The sequence below is a fragment of the Brevibacillus laterosporus DSM 25 genome (genome assembly GCF_002706795.1).
Taxonomy (GTDB): Bacteria; Bacillota; Bacilli; order Brevibacillales; family Brevibacillaceae; genus Brevibacillus_B; species Brevibacillus_B laterosporus.
Genome location: NZ_CP017705.1, coordinates 3552624 through 3573232 on the forward strand (window position 1 = coordinate 3552624; position 20609 = coordinate 3573232).

Here is a 20609-nt window from a genome sequence, read left to right on the forward strand (position 1 = left end):
ATTCTCTGATTGTTATGCAGCTATGCTTGTACCTTGAAGCATACTGTAACCGCGCGAATCAGGTTTTAGTAAGTTGGTTTTTAAAGCCACACCTGCATAAGGCGAGTCTGAGTATAGGAGGTGCAATAGAATGTACGCAATTATCGTAACAGGTGGTAAACAATACAAAGTTGAAGAGGGTGCTACCCTTTACATCGAAAAACTAACTGCTTCTGAAGGCGAAACAGTTACTTTTGATCAAGTATTGTTCGTAAGCAAAGATGGTAAAGTAACTGCGGGTACTCCAACTGTAGCTGGTGCAACTGTAACAGCGAAAGTTGAAAAGCACGGTAAAGGTGAGAAAGTTATCGTGTACAAGTACAAAGCAAAGAAAAACTATCGTCGTAAGCAAGGTCACCGTCAACCATTCTCTAAAGTTGTTATCGAAAAGATCAACGCGTAATGGTTAAGGTCGAGGTGATTCGATCTCAGACGGGCATTGCAGAGATTGCTATGACAGGGCATGCCAATGCTGGTAAATACGGGGAGGACATTGTTTGTTCTGCTGTATCGGCCATTATTTTAGGCAACCTGAATGCGGTACATCTTTTGCTCGGTTTGAAGCCGGATGTGGAAATGAACACAGAAGAGGGCGGATTTTTAAAGTGGCGGGTTTCATCTTTGGATGATCCAACTCTTGAAGAGAAGCAACAACTACTGGCGGAAAGCACAGTGGTTGCTCTACTGGGTATTTCCCAAAACTACGGAACATATATTTCTGTACAAGATTCAAAATGGCAAGGGGGTGCTCACTCATGATGAACATGCTATTCACTATGGACCTGCAATTCTTCGCATCCAAAAAAGGGGTAGGTTCTACAAAGAACGGTCGTGACTCCATCGCTAAGCGCCTTGGTACAAAGCGTGGCGACGGCCAATTCGTAAAAGCTGGTAACATTCTTGTTCGCCAACGCGGAACAAAAATTTATCCAGGTGCTAACGTAGGCATCGGCGGCGACGATACTTTGTTCGCGAAAGCTGACGGAATCGTTCGTTTCAAACGTCTGGGACGCGATCGCAAACAAGTTGTGATCGAACCAGTTGTTGCTGAAGCGTAATAACGACAAGAAGCTAAAACCCAGCCAATCGCTGGGTTTTTCTTTTTACTCACTATCCTCCTTTACTCTACTCGTACTTATGTTAAAATAAAAGATGGAATCCATATAGTGACAGGTGGGAAAACATGAAGGACGAACAAAAGTTTATAACGGATCATGCGGACACGTTATTGAGGATTTTAAACCAGGACCGTCATGATTGGCTCAATCATCTCCAGGTTCTCCATGCTTATTTGAAGTTGGGACGCTACCAAGATGGGGAGGCTTACCTACAAAAAGTGACGGAGGAAGCTCACCGTGAAAGTATGATTGCTCGCATAAACTGTTCGCGTTTGTCTGCTTTCTTTTTGACGTTTAATGCGTTAAATAGAGACATAATAGTAGAAGTAGAGGTTAAAACACAGGTAGATGTGACCAAGCTAGAGATGCAAAGCGATAGCTTTTTTTATTTGATTTCAACTTGCATCGGGCTATTACAGCATCACTTGCATACGGAACAAGTGGAGCATCCTCACTTAGCGGTGACATTGTTTCACGCAGATAATGAGGTATTTGCCAACTTTGACTTGGAAGGTCAGGTCTCTGCATTAGTTGCAGGGGAAGTGGAAAAGCTTATTCATGATCACAAGGGTATGGCCAAGCTCGTAAGTGAACAAATACATACCGATACAGGCTGGATTGCTGAAATGAGCTTTCCTTGCAAAATGTAGAGAGGTGGCAATTTCGTGTTCGTCGATCAAGTAAAAGTTTATGTAAAAGGTGGAGACGGCGGTAATGGAGCAGTTTCATTCCGTCGCGAAAAGTATGTAGCACTCGGAGGTCCTGCGGGTGGAGATGGTGGTAAGGGAGCGAACGTTGTTTTTGTCGTGGACGAAGGCTTACGTACGCTTATTGATTTCCGTTACCAACGACATTTTAAAGCAAAACGTGGTGAACACGGAAGAACAAAAGGGATGCATGGTGCTGGATCAGAGGATATGATTGTTCGTGTTCCTCCAGGTACTACTGTGTACGATGATGATACACAAGAAGTGATTGCTGACCTTATTGAACATGGTCAACGTGCAATCATTGCCAAAGGTGGCCGCGGCGGACGAGGTAATATTCGTTTTGCCACGTCTTCTAATCCGGCTCCAGAGATTGCGGAGAACGGTGAACCAGGTCAAGAACGCTATATTCGTATGGAATTAAAGCTGATTGCGGATGTAGGCTTAGTTGGTTATCCGAGTGTAGGAAAATCAACGCTTCTATCTTCCGTTACAGCAGCAAAGCCTAAGATTGCTGCGTATCATTTCACAACAATCGCTCCAAATCTAGGAGTAGTAGACCTAGGTGAAAAAAGCTTTGTTATGGCTGATTTACCGGGCCTTATTGAAGGTGCTCATGAAGGTATTGGGCTTGGTCATCAGTTTTTACGTCATGTTGAGCGTACAAGGCTGATTGTACATGTGATCGATATGGCAGCGACTGAGGGACGTGACCCTTACGAGGATTACCTTCAAATTAACGAAGAACTTAAACATTACAATGCCCGCATGGAAGACAGACCACAAATTATTGTGGCTAATAAAATGGATTTGCCAGATGCAGAAGTGCATTTGCAGGCTTTCCGTGAAAAATGTCCAGATGCGAAAATATATCCGATTTCTGGCGCGACTCGTCAGGGTGTACAAGAGCTCATGTATGCTATTAGTGATTTACTTGAGACGATTCCAGACCGTTTTGAAGTAGAAGAAGTAGTAGAAGTAGAAGAAAGAGTTGTGTTTAAAGCAGAGCCTGAAGACATACCGTTTGTCATTACAAGAGAGAATGACATATTTGTGGTAAGTGGTGACAAGCTTGAAAAATTAACGAAGATGACTAACTTGAACAGCTATGACTCCATCCAGCGTTTTTCACGTTTAATGCGCACGATGGGAATTGATCAGGCCCTACGTGAGCGTGGTGCGAAAGACGGAGATACCGTTCAGATTGGTAAATTCGAATTTGAGTTCCAAGAGTAAACTTTCGTTAAAAGTGAGTGTGATGAGATGGGGACTATGGGGGAAGACAAACAGCTTGTACGCGGTACCATTGTACACGTATCACGTGAAAATGAATCCGTTGCTCTAAAGGATGCTATGATAGAGTATCAGAAGGGAGACTATTTGTTACTCTCTTGTATTTTAGATCAGGCGAATCCTACTTTTTTGGGTTGTATTCTTCATGTGCGTTTCAATGAAGGTCAGGAGTATCGAGCCTACGAGGTATATACAGAAAAAATCGCATGGCCGGTTGTTATTATGGGACTACTGCCTGTACGCATAGAATCAGTAGTTGAGGGATCGAAGCAGCAGAAAGGGCAAACCTCTTCCTCTGTTGTAAGTTCTCATGATGCTAATCGTCAAGCTATCCTAGCGAAATTAAAGGGAAGTAAGCAAGAAGCATCCGCTCTCACGAATAACCAGTCTGGTGATCGAGAAAATCAGGCACAACAATTGGTTAAGCCTGACTTTATTATTAATGTTCCCTACAAGCGAATGGGAGCTAAACCAAATGAAGAGCTGGGAGAGGGAGTACTCCTAAGCTTCTCAGAAAAGGAGCTTCATGTAGGAACAGATGGTTATTTGGCAAAGGGGGATTTTGTTAATCTCTCGTTTGTAATTCCACGTACGAAAACGGAAGTAGTAGCCATGACGAAAGTAATTCAAAAACGGTTTGATAATAATATCACAATTGTTATGCTCTCTATCACAGATGTCGATCCTGCTCAGCATGCTGAGTTAGTCGCCTATCACAAGACGATGTTATCTTAAACCTTAATAAAGGCACCTCGTTATGTTAAAACGAGGTGCCTTTTTGTTTTGTGAGCGTCAATCAACCCCCGCGCTCGTTGTCTATCTGATAATTTGGAGAGACTGCCATGCGCTTCTCATCTAATTTTTTTCCGAATTGATCCAGAGATCCTGGTTTTCCTACACCATTGTGGTTACGTCGTTGAGATTTATCAGACTTTCCGCGTCCACCCATTCGTTACACCTCCTTCATTAAAAGTAAGATGGGGTACATGCTATATGATTGGAAAAACATGGACAGTATAGGCTTTTTGCCTATTTTGCTGTCACAGCCTAGTGTGTGCGTCGATAGTAGCTTTCATGTAATCCGCTTTTTGGGGTTGTCAGAGTATCGTAGTCAGCGTATAATGTCCTTTATAAGAAAACACTTGTATTTTTCAGGAGGACACATGAGTAAACGAGATGAAAAATTCTATTTAATTAGAGCGGACATCCTCCCAGAATCGATCGCGAAGACGATTGAAGTTAAAAAATTGTTGGAATCAGGTGAAATCGATACGGTAAATGAAGCGGTCGAACGGGTTGGGCTTAGTCGTAGCGCTTTTTATAAATACAAAGATGCGATTTTCCCTTTCAACGCTATGATGAGTGAAAAAATTATGACCGTCAGTCTTACTCTCGAGCATCGTTCTGGAATTTTATCGAAAGTATTGCAATTCGTGGCAGAAAAGGGCGGGAATGTACTGACAATCAATCAAACCATTCCATTACAAGGGATTGCCAATGTGGCGATGTCAGTGGATATGGCACAGCTACATATGCCAACAACGGAGTTTTTAGATTTACTTGAAAAGTTACATGGGGTGCGCAAGGCGATGATCGTGGGTAGAGGATAAGATCGAGGACAACTAAGGAGGCGTAAACATGGATAAAAAGCAGGTAAAAGTAGGTTTGATGGGACTTGGAACAGTGGGAACAGGTGTGGTTCGGATTGTGGATGCACATCAGGAGGATTTGTTTAACCAAACGGGTCTGAGTATTGAAATCCATAAGATTCTGGTACAAGACAAAGAAAAAGCCCGAACTGTAGCAGTCGATCAGTCGAAAATTACCACCAATGCGGATGATCTATTAGCAGACCCGGATATCGATGTCATTGTTGAGGTGATTGGTGGCATACAGCCTACAAAGGATTATCTGCTAAAGGCCCTTGCACAAGGAAAAAATGTAGTAACGGCAAATAAGGACTTAATGGCGTTGCACGGAGCAGAGCTACTGCATAAAGCACAAGAAAAAAAATGCGATGTTTTATATGAAGCGAGTGTTGCTGGAGGAATCCCTATTCTTCGTGCTTTGGTGGAAGGTTTTTCCTCTGATAGAATCACTAAAATGATGGGGATTGTGAATGGTACGACTAACTATATCATGACTAAAATGAGCAAAGAAGGGGCTGAGTATCGGGAAGTTTTGGCTGAAGCTCAAGCCCTTGGATATGCAGAGTCTGATCCGACTGCCGATGTAGAAGGATTTGATGCTGCTAGAAAGATGGCCATCCTCTCTACACTAGGCTTCCGTGTTCCGATGAATTTAGAAGATGTACAGGTAAGAGGAATTAGCAAAGTTAGTAAAGAGGATATTGCTTACGGTAAAAAATTAGGCTACGAAGTAAAGCTACTTGGTATTGCGCGTCGCGATGATGACGAGATTGAAGTGAGTGTACAACCTACAATGGTTCATAAGTCTCACCCATTAGCTTCTGTGAATGGCGTGTTTAATGCGGTGTATGTACATGGTGAAGCGGTGGGAGAAACGATGTTCTATGGTCCTGGAGCTGGTGAGATGCCAACAGCGACAGCAGTTGTTTCTGATCTGATCACCGTTGTAAAAAATATGAAATTAGGTGTTAATGGACGTGGAACAGTGGCCCCCTATAAAGAGAAAAAACTAAAGACTGATGATAAGAAATTCTCGAAATACTTTATGCGTCTAATCGTTGCAGATAAGCGCGGAGTACTTGCTCAAATTACAAACCTTTTAGCAGAGAAAGATGTTAGTTTAGATCAGGTGATTCAGCAGCCGTATCAAGATAGCGGCCAATCCGAAATTGTAATGGTTACACATACTGCCTCCAAATTTAATGTTGCATCCGTACTACAAACATTAGAGGGCATGGATGTGATTAACGAAATTAAAAGTTACTATCAAGTGGAAGGCATAGATAAGGAAGCAGGTGCTGTTCATAATGAGTAAGCATAGACTAGGGATTATTGCACAGTATAAAGAATTTTTGCCCGTATCAGAAAATACACCTCTTTTGACCTTGCATGAAGGAAATACACCATTGGTCCATGCAGCCCGCTTGTCTGAAGAATGGGGAGTTGAACTCTACTTTAAATATGAGGGGTTAAATCCAACCGGGTCTTTTAAAGACCGAGGCATGGTGATGGCAGTTGCCAAAGCAGTGGAAGAGGGAAGCAGTACCATTATGTGCGCCTCGACCGGTAATACATCTGCTGCTGCTGCTGCTTATGCAGCTCGTGCAGGATTACGTTGTATTGTATTAATTCCAGATGGTAACATTGCACTTGGAAAATTGGCTCAAGCAATTGCTTATGGAGCAGAAGTGATTTCAATTAATGGAAATTTTGATGAGGCTTTACGTATTGTCCAACAAATTACAAAAGAAGAACCAATTACGTTAGTTAATTCGGTAAATCCATACAGAATTGAAGGGCAAAAAACAGCTTCATTTGAAATTTGTGATCGCTTAGGAGAAGCTCCCGATATTTTAGCAATCCCAGTTGGAAATGCAGGTAATATCACAGCTTATTGGAAGGGATTTAAAGAATATAAAGGTGCTGGAAACATTACCTCCCTGCCAAAAATGTATGGTTTTCAAGCAGCAGGATCAGCACCACTTGTCTTAGGTCATCCTGTAGAACAGCCTGAAACGATTGCAACAGCAATTCGTATTGGTAATCCTGCTAGTAAAGAAGGAGCCTTACAGGCATTGAAGGAATCAGATGGACGCATAGAGAGCGTGACAGACGAGGAAATTTTAGAAGCGTACCAGCTTTTAGCTAAAAAGGAGGGAATCTTCTGTGAGCCAGCCTCCGCAGCTTCCTTTGCAGGTATCATTAAGTTACGTCGGATGGGACAGTTGGAACAAGGAGTCCGTATTGTTTGCGTCTTAACTGGTCACGGGTTAAAAGATCCGAGCATTGCGATTAAGACAATTGCTAATGAGCCAGTGAAAGTACCTGCGACAAGAGAAGCTGTCATGGAACTGATCAAAAAGTAAAGTAGGTGTCTAACAACATGTCTAAGCAGAGAGTAACAGTGAGAGTACCAGCTAGCACAGCCAATCTGGGGGCTGGTTTTGATACAATCGGTCTTGCTTTCCAACTTTACACAACCATAACCATGAGCATTGCCGACCAGACTACGATTCGATTAGTGGGATCAGAACTAGCTAGCTTGCCCCAAGATAAAACCAATCTACTTTACAAAGTGGCGGCCTTCTTATTTGAGAAGGCCTCGCTTCCTGCACCTGAATTATCTATTGAAGTAGAGACGGAAGTCCCCTTGACTAGAGGGCTTGGCAGTAGTGCCGCAGCAGTTGTAGGAGCTTTGGTAGCAGCAAACACCCTTGCAGGTAAGCCGTATACGGATGAACAGCTATTTACGATAGCTAGCCGTTGGGAAGGGCATCCAGATAATGTAGGTGCCTCGCAATTTGGTGGTCTAATCGTTTCAGCTTTACCAGATAATGAAGATGAGCAAGTCCCCTATGCTAAATTTTCGGTTCCTGAGCGGTTGAAGACACTGGTAGTTATTCCTGATTTTGAATTACCTACTCATCAAGCAAGGAAAGCATTGCCTGATCAATATTCCCGTGAAGATGCTGTTTATAATATTTCACGCGCAAGTTTATTGATTGCTGCGTTTGCTCAAGACCGGTTAGATTTATTAGCTACTGCTATGCAGGATCGCTTACATCAACCTTATCGTACAGCTTTAGTTCCTGGTCTATCTGAGATTGTGGAAAAAGCTAAAGATTATGGTGCCCTAGGAGCGGCCTTGTCAGGAGCAGGACCAACCATTCTCTGCTTTTTTGAAAATGATCAAGTGGAGCAGAAACTGGTACAGTTTATTGAACAAGTCATGCTGAAGAATCAATTAAGCTATTCTACCATGGTGCTCCTTCCTGATGATAATGGTGTAATTATTGACACAAGCCCTGTATATACAGCATAATGCTTAGAAAAACATCAGATGGGAGCATGGAGTATAATGGGGAGAATGCTAGCTTTTTTAGGACCATCTGGCACATTTACAGAGGAGGCAGTACGTCATTTGCCAATTCAAGAGGAGCTTTCAACTAAGCCATACGTAAGCATTCTTGATGTGCTAGAAGCAGTTTATACTAATCAGACCGATTTTGGTGTGGTACCCATTGAGAATTCTATTGAAGGAACGGTTAATTTAACAATGGATGGCTTGATACATGGGGAGAACTTACCTATTTTAGCGGAATTAGCTATGCCGATCACACAGCATTTGTTAATGGCAATTAGGCCGGAACCTCTACCCCTACAACAGATTACAAAGGTTTTATCTCATTCGCATGCCATCGCTCAGTGCCGCTTGTTCCTACAAAAATATTTGCCACACGTAGAGATTGAATATACCAACAGTACGGCTTTGGCCGCTAAACTGGTAAGTGAACAACCAGACCAACCATGGGCAGCTATAGGAACGAGATTAAATACTGAGATATATCCGCTTTCTTTCGCTCAAGAGAGCATTCAGGATTATGCTAACAATTTTACAAGATTTGTGTTACTGGGAAAAAGTCAGTTAGATTTACCTGTATCTGATAAGTACAAAACAACTATTTTGGTCACATTACCAGAAGATTATTCAGGTGCACTATATCAGGTATTGGCAGCATTCGCCTGGCGTAAATTGAATTTGTCTCGCATTGAGTCACGGCCTACGAAAAAAGGTCTGGGTAGCTATCATTTTGTATTGGATATTGTACAGAGTATGGATTCAGTTTTAATGCCGGGTGCTTTTGCGGAGATAGAAGCATTAGGGTGTCAGGTTCGTGTGCTGGGTAGCTATCCCGTGTTTGCCTATAGGGGTATAGGTGAAAAGAATTGACGCTATGCTGTTTGTAGATTTATACTATTCAAAAACGTTAGAAAAAAGGGTGAAGGTAGCATGACGCAGCAGTTGATCTACTTAAACGGTAAATTTGTAGAAAAAGAAAATGCGAAAATTTCTGTCTATGATCATGGCTTCTTGTATGGCGATGGAATTTTTGAAGGCATTCGTGTTTATAATGGTAATGTATTCCGCCTGCAAGAGCATATCGAACGTTTATATGAATCCGCACTATCCATCATGCTCGTTATTCCAATGAAGATTGAAGAAATGATGGATGCCGTAGTCGAAACCGTTAGAAAAAATGAACTGCGTGATGCCTATATACGTCTTGTGATCTCGCGCGGCGATGGGGATTTAGGTCTTGATCCTCGGAGCTGTAAGAAGGCAAATATTGTTATTATTGTTGAACAACTGCGACTCTTTCCGCAAGAATTATATGAGACTGGATTAAAAATTGTGACAGTTCCAACACGACGAAACAAACCAGACGCATTGAATCCAAAGATCAAATCCTTGAACTATTTGAACAACGTGATGGTTCGTATGGAAGCTAGCATGGCTGGTGTTAGTGAAGCGTTAATGCTTAATAGTGAAGGCTATGTAACAGAAGGTTCCGGTGATAATATTTTTCTTGTAAAAAAAGGTGTCATTTATACTCCTCCTACATACTTAGGGGCATTGGATGGAATTACACGTCAAGCGATTATGGATATCGCTAGGGAACTAGGTTATGTGATTAAAGAAGAACCTTTCACTCGTCATGATGTCTATATCGCTGATGAAGTATTCCTGACAGGAACAGCAGCAGAGGTGATCTCAGTATCTGAGGTGGATGCACGGATCATTCGTGATGGAAAACCGGGTCCTGTTACGAAACAATTATTGGAAGAATTCCGTCGTTATGTCCAAGAAGACGGTGTTAAAGTATACGAATAAGGGAAAAATCAAAAAATAAATGAGACAGAGCCAGAATATTGTCGTGGCTCTGTTTTTTTATGAGGTAAATTGCACAGGAGCAAAACGCCTAGAGGCGCATAACATGGTAGGGACTCAAGTATGAGAGGAGAGGCAATTGTGAAGATCCATATCGTACAAAAAGGGGACACCATGTGGAAAATCGCTAAGAAATATGGTGTCGACTTTCAGGAACTATTGAACCTAAATAAATCAACAATAAAAAATCCGGATAAAATTATGCCTGGTATGAAAGTAAAAATTCCAACTGGTATGCCTAGAAGACCAGGAATGGAACAGAGACCTGAAAAGGAAAGACCGATGAAAGAAAGACCAGTACCCCATGTGCCAAGAAAGGAGATGCCGATACCTCCAGCCTATGAATCACCAGAGATGATGGAGTCTCCAGTTATACCACAGCCAGAAGAAATTGTGCCACCTCCTGTTGCACCTGTACCTGCACCGAAACAAGAACAGCCACCAGTAATGCCAGTTCCTCCTAAGGAAAGACCGAGAAGATTACCGATCCCACCTTTAAAAGAGATGCCAAAGCGACCAATTCCAATTCCAATACCAATCCCTGTACCAAAACCAGTCCCTGTACCAAAGCCAATCCCTGTACCAAAACCAATTCCTGTACCAAAACCAGTTCCTGTACCAAAGCCTATGCCGTTCCCACCAAAGAAAGAAATGCCAAGAAGGATGCCGCAGCCACCGTTACAACCACAGCCACTGCCACCGATACAGCCGCCAATACAAAGACCGATGCCATTACCACATCCACCTATGTATCAAGTACCTATTTCACCACCAACATGCATTCCAATGTATCCACCAGTTGTAATACCTTGCCCACCTTGCCCACCTTGCCCAGCTTGCCCACCTTGCCCACCTTATGTTCAACCAAGTTATCCAGACTATTCTTCAACTACTTCTAGCCCACATTGCCCAGATCAGACTACGAGTCCAAGTCCTTCTAGCACTAGCTGCACGGAGCATAGCGGTCAGCCGCATCATCGACCAAAAGGAGAAGATAGCTACTCATGTCATGAAAGTAGTGCTTCCAATACTTATAAATGGGGAGAGTATGATTGTACTTCAGAACATAAGCCTGCTCATCCTTACCCAGGGTACCATCAACCGATTCATCCTTATCCACCTGTTTATCCAGTGACTCCAATGCCCCGGCCATATCCGGCACCCAAAATGCGACCATATCCGCAAATGAAGCCGTATCCGGAGGCTACGCCATACCCACAAATGAAGCCGTACCCGCAGGTCGAACCATGCCCGCAAGTCCAGCCATACCCACATTCTTCTTCACATATGTATGGACATCACACCCATCACATGCCTGCCAATCCCAGTTTACCGCGTCCCGAAATGTGGCCTAAATGGGATAAAGGTCATGAAGAATCTTCGTTTACGTCCTGCTGAAGGTAAACAGTAGAAATGGATGCCAACTTTTTGAAAGCGTTAGAAAAAGCGTTTCGCTGCCAAATATATGGAATTAAACCACAACGGAGCGTTTTTTCTGTTCGCACCGATCGAGGGGCATGGATTGTCAAAGGGTATGTGGAAGAAGAGAAGGCCTTATGGGTTACACATTTAGCTGACGTACTACAAGAACAAGGTTTTTATAATACCGTGAAATACGTAGCGAACTCCTATGGACAAAAAGTGCAACCGATTGGAGAACGATTCTACACTGTGATGAAGGAAATAAATGGTAGAGATGCTACTTATACGAATGTAGGAGATATTAAAAAATCAGCGACTGCATTGGCGAGGTTTCATCTAACTGCGGAGGGATTTCCCACTTCCCCTTTTTTGTCCGAGATGGAAATTAGGAAACCGCCTCTTTTAGAGAAATGGGAGAGGAGACTGGAACAATTTCAGCGTATCTCAAAACGAATTTCTTTACGTGGTCCACAAAATCGTTTTGAAGTTATGGTTCAAAGCATGGCTAAAGAGATTAAGAGAGAAGGTCAGGAAGTAATACAGGTAGCTTATCAAATGCCAATTAGCCAACAGATGGAGCAGGCCCATTATTATGGCACCTTAGCCCATCGAGATGTAGCTAGTCACAACTTTTTAATTAAGGAATCGGGCAGTTGTTACTTAATTGATCTAGATACCGTAGCTCCTGATATGCAGATTGTAGATATAGTTCAGATAGCAAGTCGCATGCTGTTTTTGCATGAGTACGATAAGCGTGTTTATCATCAGGCAATCGAATCTTATCACAAGATTAAGCATCTATCTGATGATGAAATTCAAATTATTCATCATTTACTCCGTTACCCAGATAATCCCTTGCGTGAGATTACAGGTATCTATAATAAGCTCCCAGGCTACCGAATAAAAAGTGTCACGCACCTATTGCAACTGGAGCGAAAATTAAAACGTGAACGTAGAAGGTTCTTTAAAGAAAGCTATTTTTAATAAAGGGGCGACACAGGTCGCTCTTTTTTGTTCAAAATGGCACTTCATGATCATTTATGAACGAAAATAGCTCTAGCAGTCTAAAATTACTGATTTCACTGAAAGAAAAACATGTAGTTTTCATTAAAGCAGTTATCAATTCTAGTAAAACTTTACTTATAAATAAATTTTATCCTATAATTATAAGCATGATTTCATATCGAAATGATCAATCATAGAGGTTAACATAAAAGATAAAGATGGTGAGTTGTAAGGAGAAGACTGGATGAATTTATTTAAATACGCTTGGAAGACGTTGAAGTATTCTTTTTGGAATATCTTGTTGTTTGAAATTATGTACCGTTTATTTACTATCATAATTGTAATTCCATTCTTATCAGTAGTTTTGAAAAACTTAATTCAACAGAGTGGGTATACCTATGCTGCAAATGAGAATCTCTTGTACTTTTTTCTTACTGAGTATGGAATATTAGCCAGTGTGCTGTTGATGATATTTTCTGTTTTGATCATTTTTTATGAATTTGCTGTATTAATCCTACTGATCTATTACGCGGGTAAAGAACAGAAAGTGCATTTACGTTTTGTGTTACGTAAGGCGTTGTCACCATTGCAAGCACTTTTTACTTTTTCTTTGCCTGTTTTTGCCCTCTATCTATTGTTATTGCGTCCTTTAATGAAGTTAGGGGTCAGTAGCACTTTACTTCCGACATTAGCTATCCCTAATTTTATCACAGGCGAATTATTTAAAATGGAATATGGTGTTTATCTGTATATCGGTGTGCTTTTATTAGTATTTTGTATTAACATTCGTTGGATGTTTGCTTTACCGATTATAGTGCTTGAGGAGAAAAGCTTTTGGAGAGCGGCTAAAAAGAGTGGGGAAATTGTCAAAAAGAATTTAGGGCGTATTGTTATTGTAGCCCTTTTTACCATTGCGGGGCTTTTCTTATTGTTTTTATCTGTAGATGGGGTTTCTGAACTATTGTACCGACTTTCTACATCAACAAGCAATAGCTACTTGGCTGCTTTAGGAGCGATAGCATATACACATCTCATCTATATCTTTGCCATTTTTTTGACACCATTAATGCTATCCATTATGACTTGGTTTTATATTCGTAAAGCTGGTGAGGAAGAAATTCGAGTAATGGATGATCCTCATGTCTGCCCAGATAAACATCCTACATTTGTAAAAAGACATAAGTACAAATTACTCATTAGCTACATGGCTATCGTGAGTGTGGTTATTATAGCTGTCGTTAACTTTTTGTATGTGTTTCCTGCTTTCGAGCATAAACCAATAACCATGGCACATCGAGGTGCTACGGAAAAAGGGGTAGAAAATACACTGGAAGCCATACAAGGAGCTATTGACGCGCATGCTGACTATGCAGAGATTGATATTTTACAGACGAAAGATAAACAACTCGTTGTTATACATGATATTAATTTGTCTCGGCTTGCAGGCATAAATAAACATGTTTATGAGATGACATTAGCTGAATTAAGAGAAGTCACACTGCAACAAGGAAGATATAGTGGAAAGATTAGTACATTAGACGAAGTCATCAAATTTGCTAAGAATAAAATAAAATTAAACATAGAAGTAAAACTACATGGGTACGAGCAGGAAAAGGATGTTATCACTAGCCTGCTACGCATATTGAAAGAAAATAAATTTGAAACGGAATGTGTTATTCAGTCCTTGCATGATACAGTGGTGTATAACGTAAAGAGAACCAATCCGAATTTACAAGTAGGGTTTGTATTATTTGCTAATCGAACAGGGTTAAAAGACTTACCAGGTGATTTTTTCGTAATGGAGGAATACATGCTGAACAAGTCTGTATTGAAAGAAGCCAAGTCATTAAATAAAGCGGTTTATGTATGGACTGCCAATAGCTATGAATCCATTTATACCTTCTTAAAAATGGGGGTTGATGGGGTTATTACCGATTATCCTGAATATGTTCATGAAGCAATTTGGCAGATTACTCAGGAACATAAACAATACGGTCCATTCAGAGTGGCAACTGAGACGATGGAGTCAATGTTTGAGAAATTTATACGTATAGAGTAGGAGGAGAGGATCTTTCTCTCCTTTTATTTTTGATCTAATATAGACGTTTTTGGCTTTATTAAAAAAGAGAAAGGGAGTCCCTTTCTCTTTTTTAATCTAATTATTTAATTGTTACCCCGAAAGTTTCCTCCAAAAGACCAACTGGTAGGAATAGGCGGTTTTTCACGATGTCAGAATTTGTTTCTACGGCTTTACCATTAACAATTACTTCTGAAGCACCAAGTACATAAACAAGTTTGGCATCACCTTTAGTCAAAGTAACGCTTCTTGTTTTATTATCGTAGGCTACTTGAATGCCTAGGCCTTCAGCCGTTGCGCGAACAGCAACCAGCTTATTTGAGTTTTTCTTAGGTTCTTCTTTTTTCACTTCTTCTTTAGAAGCGTCTTCCTTCTTAGGTTCTTCTTTTTTCACTTCTTCTTTAGAAGCGTCTTCCTTCTTAGGTTCTTCTTTTTTCACTTCTTCTTTAGAAGCGTCTTCCTTCTTAGGTTCTTCTTTTTTCACTTCTTCTTCTTTAGAAGCGTCTTCCTTCTTAGGTTCTTCTTTTTTCACTTCTTCTTTAGAAGCGTCTTCTTTCTTAGGCTCTTCTTTCTTCACTTCTTCTTCTTTAGAAGCGTCTTCCTTCTTAGGCTCTTCTTTCTTCACTTCTTCTTCTTTAGAAGCATCTTCTTTCTTAGGCTCTTCTTTTTTCACGTCTTCTTTAGAAGTATCCGCAGATTCAGCTACTTTTTGAGTTGTTGTAGAAAGGTCAATGCTGTAGTTAGCAAAACCGTTTTCACCTTCACCAATATGTTTGATGTATCCAAGCTTTTCAGCAACTTCTTTTGCTTTAGGAGAAGATGTTAGCGTTACTTTTACGTCGCCTTTGATTGGTGCAAAACCCCAGTTTCCATCAGCTGTTGGATTAAAGGATTTTTGAGCTTTAATGTAGTTAATTAATACTTCACGATTTTCATCTGGGGAATCGATAATTACATTAGAACCGTCGATGCCAGGGAAATTACCACCACCGAAAGCACGATAGTTGTTTGTTACCACGATGAATTTTTGCTTAGGATCGATAGGTTTACCGTTATATTGTAGGTTAATTACGCGATTAGCCTTTTCATTAACCAAAGTACCTTTGATATCGTAACGGGAAGGCTGAGTCAGATCGAATTGATACTCTACTCCATCCAACGTATCAAAGTTATAAGTTGGGAAAGCATCATTAACTAATGCTTGCTCTTCTTTTTTGTTTGGATCGATCTGATTAAATTGTCCAGCAGAACGCTCCAACCATTCTTTTACTTGGCTACCGTCGATTAAAACAGCTTTAATTGTATTTGGATAGATATATAGATCTGAGACGTTTTTAACAGCAATAGTACCAGACTGGATGTCTGTATAGTATTCAGCACCGTTACGTCCACCTGCTTTAAATGGTGCAGCTGCAGACAAGATTGGAGTTCCTTCGAATTCTGTGCCTTGTGTTGCTTTTTCTGCCCACCATCTTTGCGCATTTGAAACGATTTGGACAGATGGATCGTCATTAACTAATGCAAAGAAACTGTTGATGGAAGCTTTGGTTTCCCCAACCGGTCCACGAACATAGCCCAAAGTGTCTTCATGGTCTTCTTTTACAGCATTAAGAATATCTTTGTCAGCTTCTACAAGAGCTTTTTTGGTAGCAACATCATAAATTGGACGTGCTTCGGTTGTAGAATCAATCACTTGCCATTTTCCATCTACTTGCTTAAGAGTTAGGTCGATAACACCTAGATGATCGCCCCAGAAGCCTGGCATAACAGATGGAACACCATTGATAGTACCTTTTGTTGTGTCAACGCCTTCAATCCCATCAAAATCTTTGCTAGGGAACAGCTTATGAGCATGACCAAACAGGATAGCATCAATGCCCTCTACTTTACTTAGGTAGTAAACGGCATTTTCGTCATTTCCTTTTGCTGGAGCCTTTTCAAATCCAGAGTGAGGAATTGCAACAATGATGTCTGCGCCTTCTTTTTTCATTTGTGGAACGAATTTTTTTGCAGTTTCAATGATATCTTTAGCAATTACTTTACCTTCTAAGTGACCCTTGTCCCAAGCAGTTACTTGTGGAGGAGTAAATCCGATTGCACCGATTTTAATTGTAACTTCTTTCCCGCTCTCATCTTTTACCTTCTTTTCAAAGATGTGGTAAGGAGTGAAGTAGTTTTTATCGTTATCAGGATTGTTATCTTTGTCGTCGATATAGATATTAGCATTTACATATGGAAATTTTGCGCCTTTAAGTGAAGCTTGTAGATAGTCAAGGCCAAAGTTGAATTCATGGTTACCGATGTTACCTACTTCATAATCAAGTAGATTCATCGCTTTGTAAATTGGATGAACCTCTCCGTCTTTCAATCCTTTTTCATGAATGAAATCGCCAAGTGGATTTCCTTGAATCAAGTCACCATTGTCAAACAAAACACTGTTCGTAACTTCACCACGTGCGTTTTTGATCAAGGTAGCTGTTTTAGCTAGACCAAATTGGTCAGTTGGAGCATCCTTATAGTAGTCATAGTTCACTACGTTTGTATGGATATCTGTTGTTTCCATTAAACGTAATTTAATAATGCTTTCTCCTTCTGCGCCTACATGAGCTGTAGGAAGAGCAAACATACTTAGCACCATTGAGGTAGCTAGCACACTGTTTAGATGTGTCTTCTTCAAGTGAAAAGCCCCCTTAAAATATTATAAATGTTGAGAATTGGACAAGTTCGATCATATCACAAGTTTTTAAATTTCGACAGACAATTTGGGGGGAGTAACACAAAATTTACGAAGATTTCACGAGTAAAATGCGAAGTGGACAACATAAAAAACGCTTACATTAACAAAAATAACGAATTATGATCTTCTATCTTGTACTAATGTTCGGTATTTATTCAGTAATCTATAATTGTATAAAACTCGTTAGAGATGGAGAATAATAGGAGAAAACGCCATCTGAAGGGGTTTTTCTGCTATGCTCAAATCATTGCGCCCAGCAAAACTGAAGTGGAAATGGCTAATGTTGTTTCTTATGTTAACAGTAGGGTTAGTACTGGGGTTCTGGGCTTCACGTCTTGAAATGAAGCTTACCAATCAAGTAGATAAAAGTAGGATATCATCTCAGATTAAAGGGGAAGAAAGCGTCCCTGTATTCTCCATGCCAAGACAGGTCGTCTTAACTCGTACGTACGTATGTGGAGTAAAAGGTGAGGAGAAAAAAGAAGTAAGAGAAAATACGTTAGAGCAAATATTGAAACCGTATGCCGGATGGGAGCTGGTCTCGGTTCATCCAGATTATATTGTGTTGCATAAAGAAGAGAATGATCTTGCTCCTATTTGTAAAGAAAATGGTTACTTTGGCTTGTCTCCCGACGGTTTTTTAACTTTTTTTGAAGGTTTACCAGACTATCAGAAAGTGATTCAAACCTTCTATCGAATTAATACGGACAGTATGAAAGCGAGCCTTTCTAAAGAAGAGATTGGACACTTATATAAAGGTATTCGTGTACATGATCTTGCTGAATATAACAGTATTTTATCTACTTTTAGCGAATTTCAACGACAGATTGAACCTCAGTAATCAAAAGATCGCTAATTATCTATCAACAAAAAACAACCAGCTTCTCTGTATGCAGGTATATCAGAAGAGCGGGTTGTTTTTGTTGAATATCAATTTGTTCGAATGTTACGAGGATAAGAGCAGGTGAACGATTCTATTCTATGAAATCGCTTCCTATTTTATAATGGGAAAATATGTTGAAGAGCTAGATGTGTTTACTGCTTGTCGAAAAATAGTGGGTATGTTACAGTGTACCTATTCAATTTCAAATGACTCGTATAATTCTTGGGGATATGGCCCATAAGTTTCTACCAGATGACCGATAATCTCATCTGACTACGAGTGAAAGTGCATCTAGGGTTCCGTTTTTGTCGCTCGTTTTTTGACAAAAGGACTGGTCCAAGCGATGCAAGCTTTGTTATGTATTACAAAGCTACACCTAAGGGATAAAAACCCAGAAGGACAGGTTTCACTTGAACGTTGTTATTCAAGTGCCTTGTCCTTTTGGGTTTTTTTGTTTTTTAAATTAACTCTGTTGAAATGTGGAAAGGGGCTTTTAGCTACTCATGAAGGTATTACAGGAAAGAATTTGTCAGGATGGAAACGTATTGTCTGATACGGTATTAAAGGTAGATGCTTTTTTAAATCATCAGGTGGATTCAAAATTAGCCATGCTGATCGGAGAAGAATTTGCAAAGCGCTTTGCTAAAGAAAAGATTACGAAGGTTTTAACAATCGAGGCGAGTGGGATCCAATTTGCAATGGCAACGGGCTTTGCGCTACAAGTCCCTTTTGTGTATGCGAAAAAGAAAAAAGCAATTACGCAATCGGATGATGTGTATACGGCATCTGTGCATTCTTTCACACGCAAAGAAACATACCAAATTAGTGTGGCTAAAGCCTATTTAAAGCCTGGTGAGCGTGTACTAATCGTAGATGATTTCTTGGCTACGGGAGCTGCTCTAGTAGGGTTATGCGACATTGTAAAAGAAGCTGGTGCCGAGTTAGTAGGCGTAGGTGCTGTCATAGAAAAAAGCTTCCAAGAAGGCCGAGGTTTGCTGGAAGACAGAGGGATTGCTATTCATTCGTTAGCTCGAATCAAATCGATGTCGCCTGAAACAGGTATTGAATTCATCGAGGAAATCGGTGCATGCAAATCGTAAGGCAAAAAGGGAGAGGTAGAGCACAATGTTAAGCAAGCAAAAGATTTTTACCTTGGGCTTTCAACAGGTTCTAGCGATGTATGCGGGAGCTGTTATTGTTCCGCTCATTATCGGTAAAGAATTAGGATTAACGCCACAACAGATGGCATATCTAATCGCGGCGGACCTCTTCACTAGTGGACTTGCTACCTTGCTTCAAGTGTATGGGGGGAGGTACATTGGATCGGGGCTTCCCGTCATGCTGGGATGTACATTTACAGCGGTAGGACCCATTATTGCCGTGTCACTTTCAGCTGGTAACAGCTTAACAACCGCATATGGAGCTATTATTGTATCTGGTATTTTTGTATTTTTGTTTGCGCCTTTATTTGGTAAAATGCTACGCTTTTTTCCAACGGTGGTTACAGGCTCAGTTGTCACTATCATTGGTTTATCCTTAATTCCTGTTGCGATGAAGAATGCGGCTGGTGGGGAAGGGAATGCTTCTTTTGGTTCACCTACTAATTTACTTCTAGCTCTTGTAACCTTGCTATTAATCTTGTTGTTTAATCGCTTTTTTACTGGATTTATCCGATCGATTGCCGTATTGGTTGGACTTGTGACCGGCACAATGATTGCCTTTTTCTTGGGCATGGTTGATTTCTCACATGTGTGGACTGCTTCCTGGATTAGCATTGTACAACCATTCTATTTCGGTACGCCTCGCTTTGATATAATGGCAATCCTAACTATGATAATAGTAAATATGATCAGTATGGTGGAATCTACCGGTGTCTATTTTGCAGTCGGTAAAGTAACTGACACCAAGATTGAATCCAAAACAGTGGTAAAGGGCTTACGTGCAGAAGGTCTTGCCATTACAATGGGTGGCGTTTTTAACGCCTTTCCGTATACTGCTTTCTCACAAAATGTGGGTTTGCTTTCCCTGACGGGTATCAAAGGGCGGGAAGCCATTATGGGTGCCGGTGTAATCCTAGTTGCATTGGGAATGCTACCAAAATTGGCTGCACTTACAACAGTTATTCCTGATGCTGTACTAGGTGGGGCTATGATCGCTATGTTCGGTATGGTAGTGGCATCAGGTATTAATATTTTATCTAGTGTTGATCTATCCAAAAATGAAAATCTGTTAATTGCAGCTTGTAGTATAGCGGTAGGTTTAGGTTCCGCAGTGGTACCACAAATGTTTGATCAGCTACCAGGTATGGCGAAGATGATTATGCAAAACGGGATCGTTACAGGCTCGCTAACTGCGATTGTATTAAATATCTGCTTGTCTCGAAATGACAAGGTAGTTAAAAGCTCTTCTCAGACAACCTCAGAAACAGTGTCTGCGTAAGTGAATCGAC

At 40.8% G+C, this 20609-nt stretch carries 20 protein-coding genes, 1 riboswitch and 1 other annotated feature; of the genes, 18 read left to right on the top strand and 2 right to left on the bottom strand.

Features of this window, described 5'->3' with window-relative positions:
* Window positions 1-37: 37 nt before the first annotated feature.
* Window positions 38-119 (top strand) — a sequence feature (ribosomal protein L21 leader region).
* Between the two features lie 11 nt (window positions 120-130).
* The 6 genes from rplU to BrL25_RS16905 all read left to right on the top strand — a co-directional run bounded on the left by rplU (window position 131) and on the right by BrL25_RS16905 (window position 3892).
* Complete coding sequence (gene rplU, locus BrL25_RS16880; protein ID WP_018672245.1) at window positions 131-442, top strand: 50S ribosomal protein L21; 312 nt, start codon at window positions 131-133, stop codon at window positions 440-442.
* Window positions 442-798, top strand: a complete 357-nt coding sequence (locus BrL25_RS16885; protein ID WP_018672244.1) for a ribosomal-processing cysteine protease Prp — start codon at window positions 442-444, stop codon at window positions 796-798. The genes rplU and BrL25_RS16885 overlap by 1 nt, the downstream gene beginning before the upstream one ends.
* A gap of 5 nt (window positions 799-803) precedes the next feature.
* Complete coding sequence (gene rpmA / locus BrL25_RS16890) at window positions 804-1097, top strand: 50S ribosomal protein L27 (protein ID WP_026315215.1); 294 nt, start codon at window positions 804-806, stop codon at window positions 1095-1097.
* A gap of 125 nt (window positions 1098-1222) precedes the next feature.
* Window positions 1223-1807 carry a Spo0B domain-containing protein gene (locus BrL25_RS16895; protein ID WP_018672243.1) on the top strand — a complete coding sequence of 195 codons (585 nt, stop codon included), beginning with the start codon at window positions 1223-1225 and terminating at the stop codon, window positions 1805-1807.
* Between the two features lie 15 nt (window positions 1808-1822).
* Complete coding sequence (gene obgE / locus BrL25_RS16900) at window positions 1823-3100, top strand: GTPase ObgE (RefSeq protein WP_018672242.1); 1278 nt, start codon at window positions 1823-1825, stop codon at window positions 3098-3100.
* 36 nt (window positions 3101-3136) lie between these two features.
* Entirely contained in the window at window positions 3137-3892 is a 756-nt protein-coding gene (locus tag BrL25_RS16905; RefSeq protein ID WP_018672241.1) for a PilZ domain-containing protein, read from the top strand.
* A 61-nt stretch (window positions 3893-3953) separates the two neighbouring features.
* Here BrL25_RS16905 and BrL25_RS25225 read toward each other — a convergent pair whose 3' ends face one another.
* Window positions 3954-4106 (bottom strand): hypothetical protein, encoded by a 153-nt coding sequence (locus BrL25_RS25225; RefSeq protein WP_003338374.1) that lies wholly within the window; start codon window positions 4104-4106, stop codon window positions 3954-3956.
* 214 nt (window positions 4107-4320) lie between these two features.
* Here BrL25_RS25225 and BrL25_RS16910 point away from each other — a divergent pair, with 214 nt between their 5' ends.
* From BrL25_RS16910 to BrL25_RS16950, 9 genes are all read left to right on the top strand, one after another.
* Window positions 4321-4767: an ACT domain-containing protein gene (locus BrL25_RS16910; protein WP_018672240.1), complete on the top strand. Its 447-nt coding sequence runs from the start codon at window positions 4321-4323 to the stop codon at window positions 4765-4767.
* A gap of 28 nt (window positions 4768-4795) precedes the next feature.
* Window positions 4796-6121, top strand: coding sequence for a homoserine dehydrogenase (locus BrL25_RS16915; RefSeq protein ID WP_018672239.1), 1326 nt, complete (start codon window positions 4796-4798; stop codon window positions 6119-6121).
* A complete protein-coding gene (gene thrC / locus BrL25_RS16920; protein WP_018672238.1) occupies window positions 6114-7172 on the top strand; it encodes a threonine synthase in 1059 nt (352 codons plus the stop codon). The genes BrL25_RS16915 and thrC overlap by 8 nt, the downstream gene beginning before the upstream one ends.
* 17 nt (window positions 7173-7189) lie before the next feature.
* Window positions 7190-8128 (top strand): homoserine kinase, encoded by a 939-nt coding sequence (gene thrB, locus BrL25_RS16925; protein WP_018672237.1) that lies wholly within the window; start codon window positions 7190-7192, stop codon window positions 8126-8128.
* Window positions 8129-8164: 36 nt separating this feature from the next.
* Window positions 8165-9037 (top strand): prephenate dehydratase, encoded by an 873-nt coding sequence (pheA, locus tag BrL25_RS16930; RefSeq protein WP_018672236.1) that lies wholly within the window; start codon window positions 8165-8167, stop codon window positions 9035-9037.
* 60 nt (window positions 9038-9097) lie between these two features.
* Window positions 9098-9979 carry a branched-chain-amino-acid transaminase gene (ilvE, locus tag BrL25_RS16935; RefSeq protein ID WP_018672235.1) on the top strand — a complete coding sequence of 294 codons (882 nt, stop codon included), beginning with the start codon at window positions 9098-9100 and terminating at the stop codon, window positions 9977-9979.
* A gap of 138 nt (window positions 9980-10117) precedes the next feature.
* Window positions 10118-11434 carry a SafA/ExsA family spore coat assembly protein gene (gene safA, locus BrL25_RS16940; RefSeq protein WP_018672234.1) on the top strand — a complete coding sequence of 439 codons (1317 nt, stop codon included), beginning with the start codon at window positions 10118-10120 and terminating at the stop codon, window positions 11432-11434.
* 30 nt (window positions 11435-11464) lie between these two features.
* Window positions 11465-12442: a phosphotransferase gene (locus BrL25_RS16945; RefSeq protein WP_236847789.1), complete on the top strand. Its 978-nt coding sequence runs from the start codon at window positions 11465-11467 to the stop codon at window positions 12440-12442.
* Between the two features lie 265 nt (window positions 12443-12707).
* Entirely contained in the window at window positions 12708-14522 is a 1815-nt protein-coding gene (locus BrL25_RS16950) for a glycerophosphoryl diester phosphodiesterase membrane domain-containing protein (RefSeq protein ID WP_018672232.1), read from the top strand.
* A gap of 100 nt (window positions 14523-14622) precedes the next feature.
* Here the strand turns inward: BrL25_RS16950 and BrL25_RS16955 are convergent, their stop codons facing one another.
* On the bottom strand, window positions 14623-17217 hold the full coding sequence (locus BrL25_RS16955; protein ID WP_099327271.1) for a bifunctional 2',3'-cyclic-nucleotide 2'-phosphodiesterase/3'-nucleotidase: 2595 nt from the start codon (window positions 17215-17217) through the stop codon (window positions 14623-14625).
* A 295-nt stretch (window positions 17218-17512) separates the two neighbouring features.
* Here BrL25_RS16955 and BrL25_RS16960 point away from each other — a divergent pair, with 295 nt between their 5' ends.
* The 3 genes from BrL25_RS16960 to BrL25_RS16970 all read left to right on the top strand — a co-directional run bounded on the left by BrL25_RS16960 (window position 17513) and on the right by BrL25_RS16970 (window position 20599).
* Complete coding sequence (locus BrL25_RS16960) at window positions 17513-18118, top strand: BofC C-terminal domain-containing protein (RefSeq protein WP_018672230.1); 606 nt, start codon at window positions 17513-17515, stop codon at window positions 18116-18118.
* Between the two features lie 233 nt (window positions 18119-18351).
* A riboswitch (purine riboswitch) is annotated at window positions 18352-18456 on the top strand.
* Between the two features lie 207 nt (window positions 18457-18663).
* Entirely contained in the window at window positions 18664-19260 is a 597-nt protein-coding gene (locus BrL25_RS16965; RefSeq protein WP_026315214.1) for a xanthine phosphoribosyltransferase, read from the top strand.
* 25 nt (window positions 19261-19285) lie between these two features.
* On the top strand, window positions 19286-20599 hold the full coding sequence (locus BrL25_RS16970; RefSeq protein WP_018672227.1) for a nucleobase:cation symporter-2 family protein: 1314 nt from the start codon (window positions 19286-19288) through the stop codon (window positions 20597-20599).
* Window positions 20600-20609: the final 10 nt, after the last annotated feature.

Bases quoted from the DNA above. Each gene is read 5' to 3' on its own strand.
- rplU (WP_018672245.1), top strand. From the start codon at position 131: ATGTACGCAATTATCGTAACAGGTGGTAAACAATACAAAGTTGAAGAG.
- BrL25_RS16885 (WP_018672244.1), top strand. From the start codon at position 442: ATGGTTAAGGTCGAGGTGATTCGATCTCAGACGGGCATTGCAGAGATT.
- rpmA (WP_026315215.1), top strand. From the start codon at position 804: ATGCTATTCACTATGGACCTGCAATTCTTCGCATCCAAAAAAGGGGTA.
- BrL25_RS16895 (WP_018672243.1), top strand. From the start codon at position 1,223: ATGAAGGACGAACAAAAGTTTATAACGGATCATGCGGACACGTTATTG.
- BrL25_RS16905 (WP_018672241.1), top strand. From the start codon at position 3,137: ATGGGGGAAGACAAACAGCTTGTACGCGGTACCATTGTACACGTATCA.
- BrL25_RS25225 (WP_003338374.1), bottom strand. From the start codon at position 4,106: ATGGGTGGACGCGGAAAGTCTGATAAATCTCAACGACGTAACCACAAT.
- BrL25_RS16910 (WP_018672240.1), top strand. From the start codon at position 4,321: ATGAGTAAACGAGATGAAAAATTCTATTTAATTAGAGCGGACATCCTC.
- BrL25_RS16915 (WP_018672239.1), top strand. From the start codon at position 4,796: ATGGATAAAAAGCAGGTAAAAGTAGGTTTGATGGGACTTGGAACAGTG.
- thrC (WP_018672238.1), top strand. From the start codon at position 6,114: ATGAGTAAGCATAGACTAGGGATTATTGCACAGTATAAAGAATTTTTG.
- thrB (WP_018672237.1), top strand. From the start codon at position 7,190: ATGTCTAAGCAGAGAGTAACAGTGAGAGTACCAGCTAGCACAGCCAAT.
- pheA (WP_018672236.1), top strand. From the start codon at position 8,165: ATGGGGAGAATGCTAGCTTTTTTAGGACCATCTGGCACATTTACAGAG.
- ilvE (WP_018672235.1), top strand. From the start codon at position 9,098: ATGACGCAGCAGTTGATCTACTTAAACGGTAAATTTGTAGAAAAAGAA.
- BrL25_RS16950 (WP_018672232.1), top strand. From the start codon at position 12,708: ATGAATTTATTTAAATACGCTTGGAAGACGTTGAAGTATTCTTTTTGG.
- BrL25_RS16960 (WP_018672230.1), top strand. From the start codon at position 17,513: ATGCTCAAATCATTGCGCCCAGCAAAACTGAAGTGGAAATGGCTAATG.
- BrL25_RS16965 (WP_026315214.1), top strand. From the start codon at position 18,664: ATGAAGGTATTACAGGAAAGAATTTGTCAGGATGGAAACGTATTGTCT.
- BrL25_RS16970 (WP_018672227.1), top strand. From the start codon at position 19,286: ATGTTAAGCAAGCAAAAGATTTTTACCTTGGGCTTTCAACAGGTTCTA.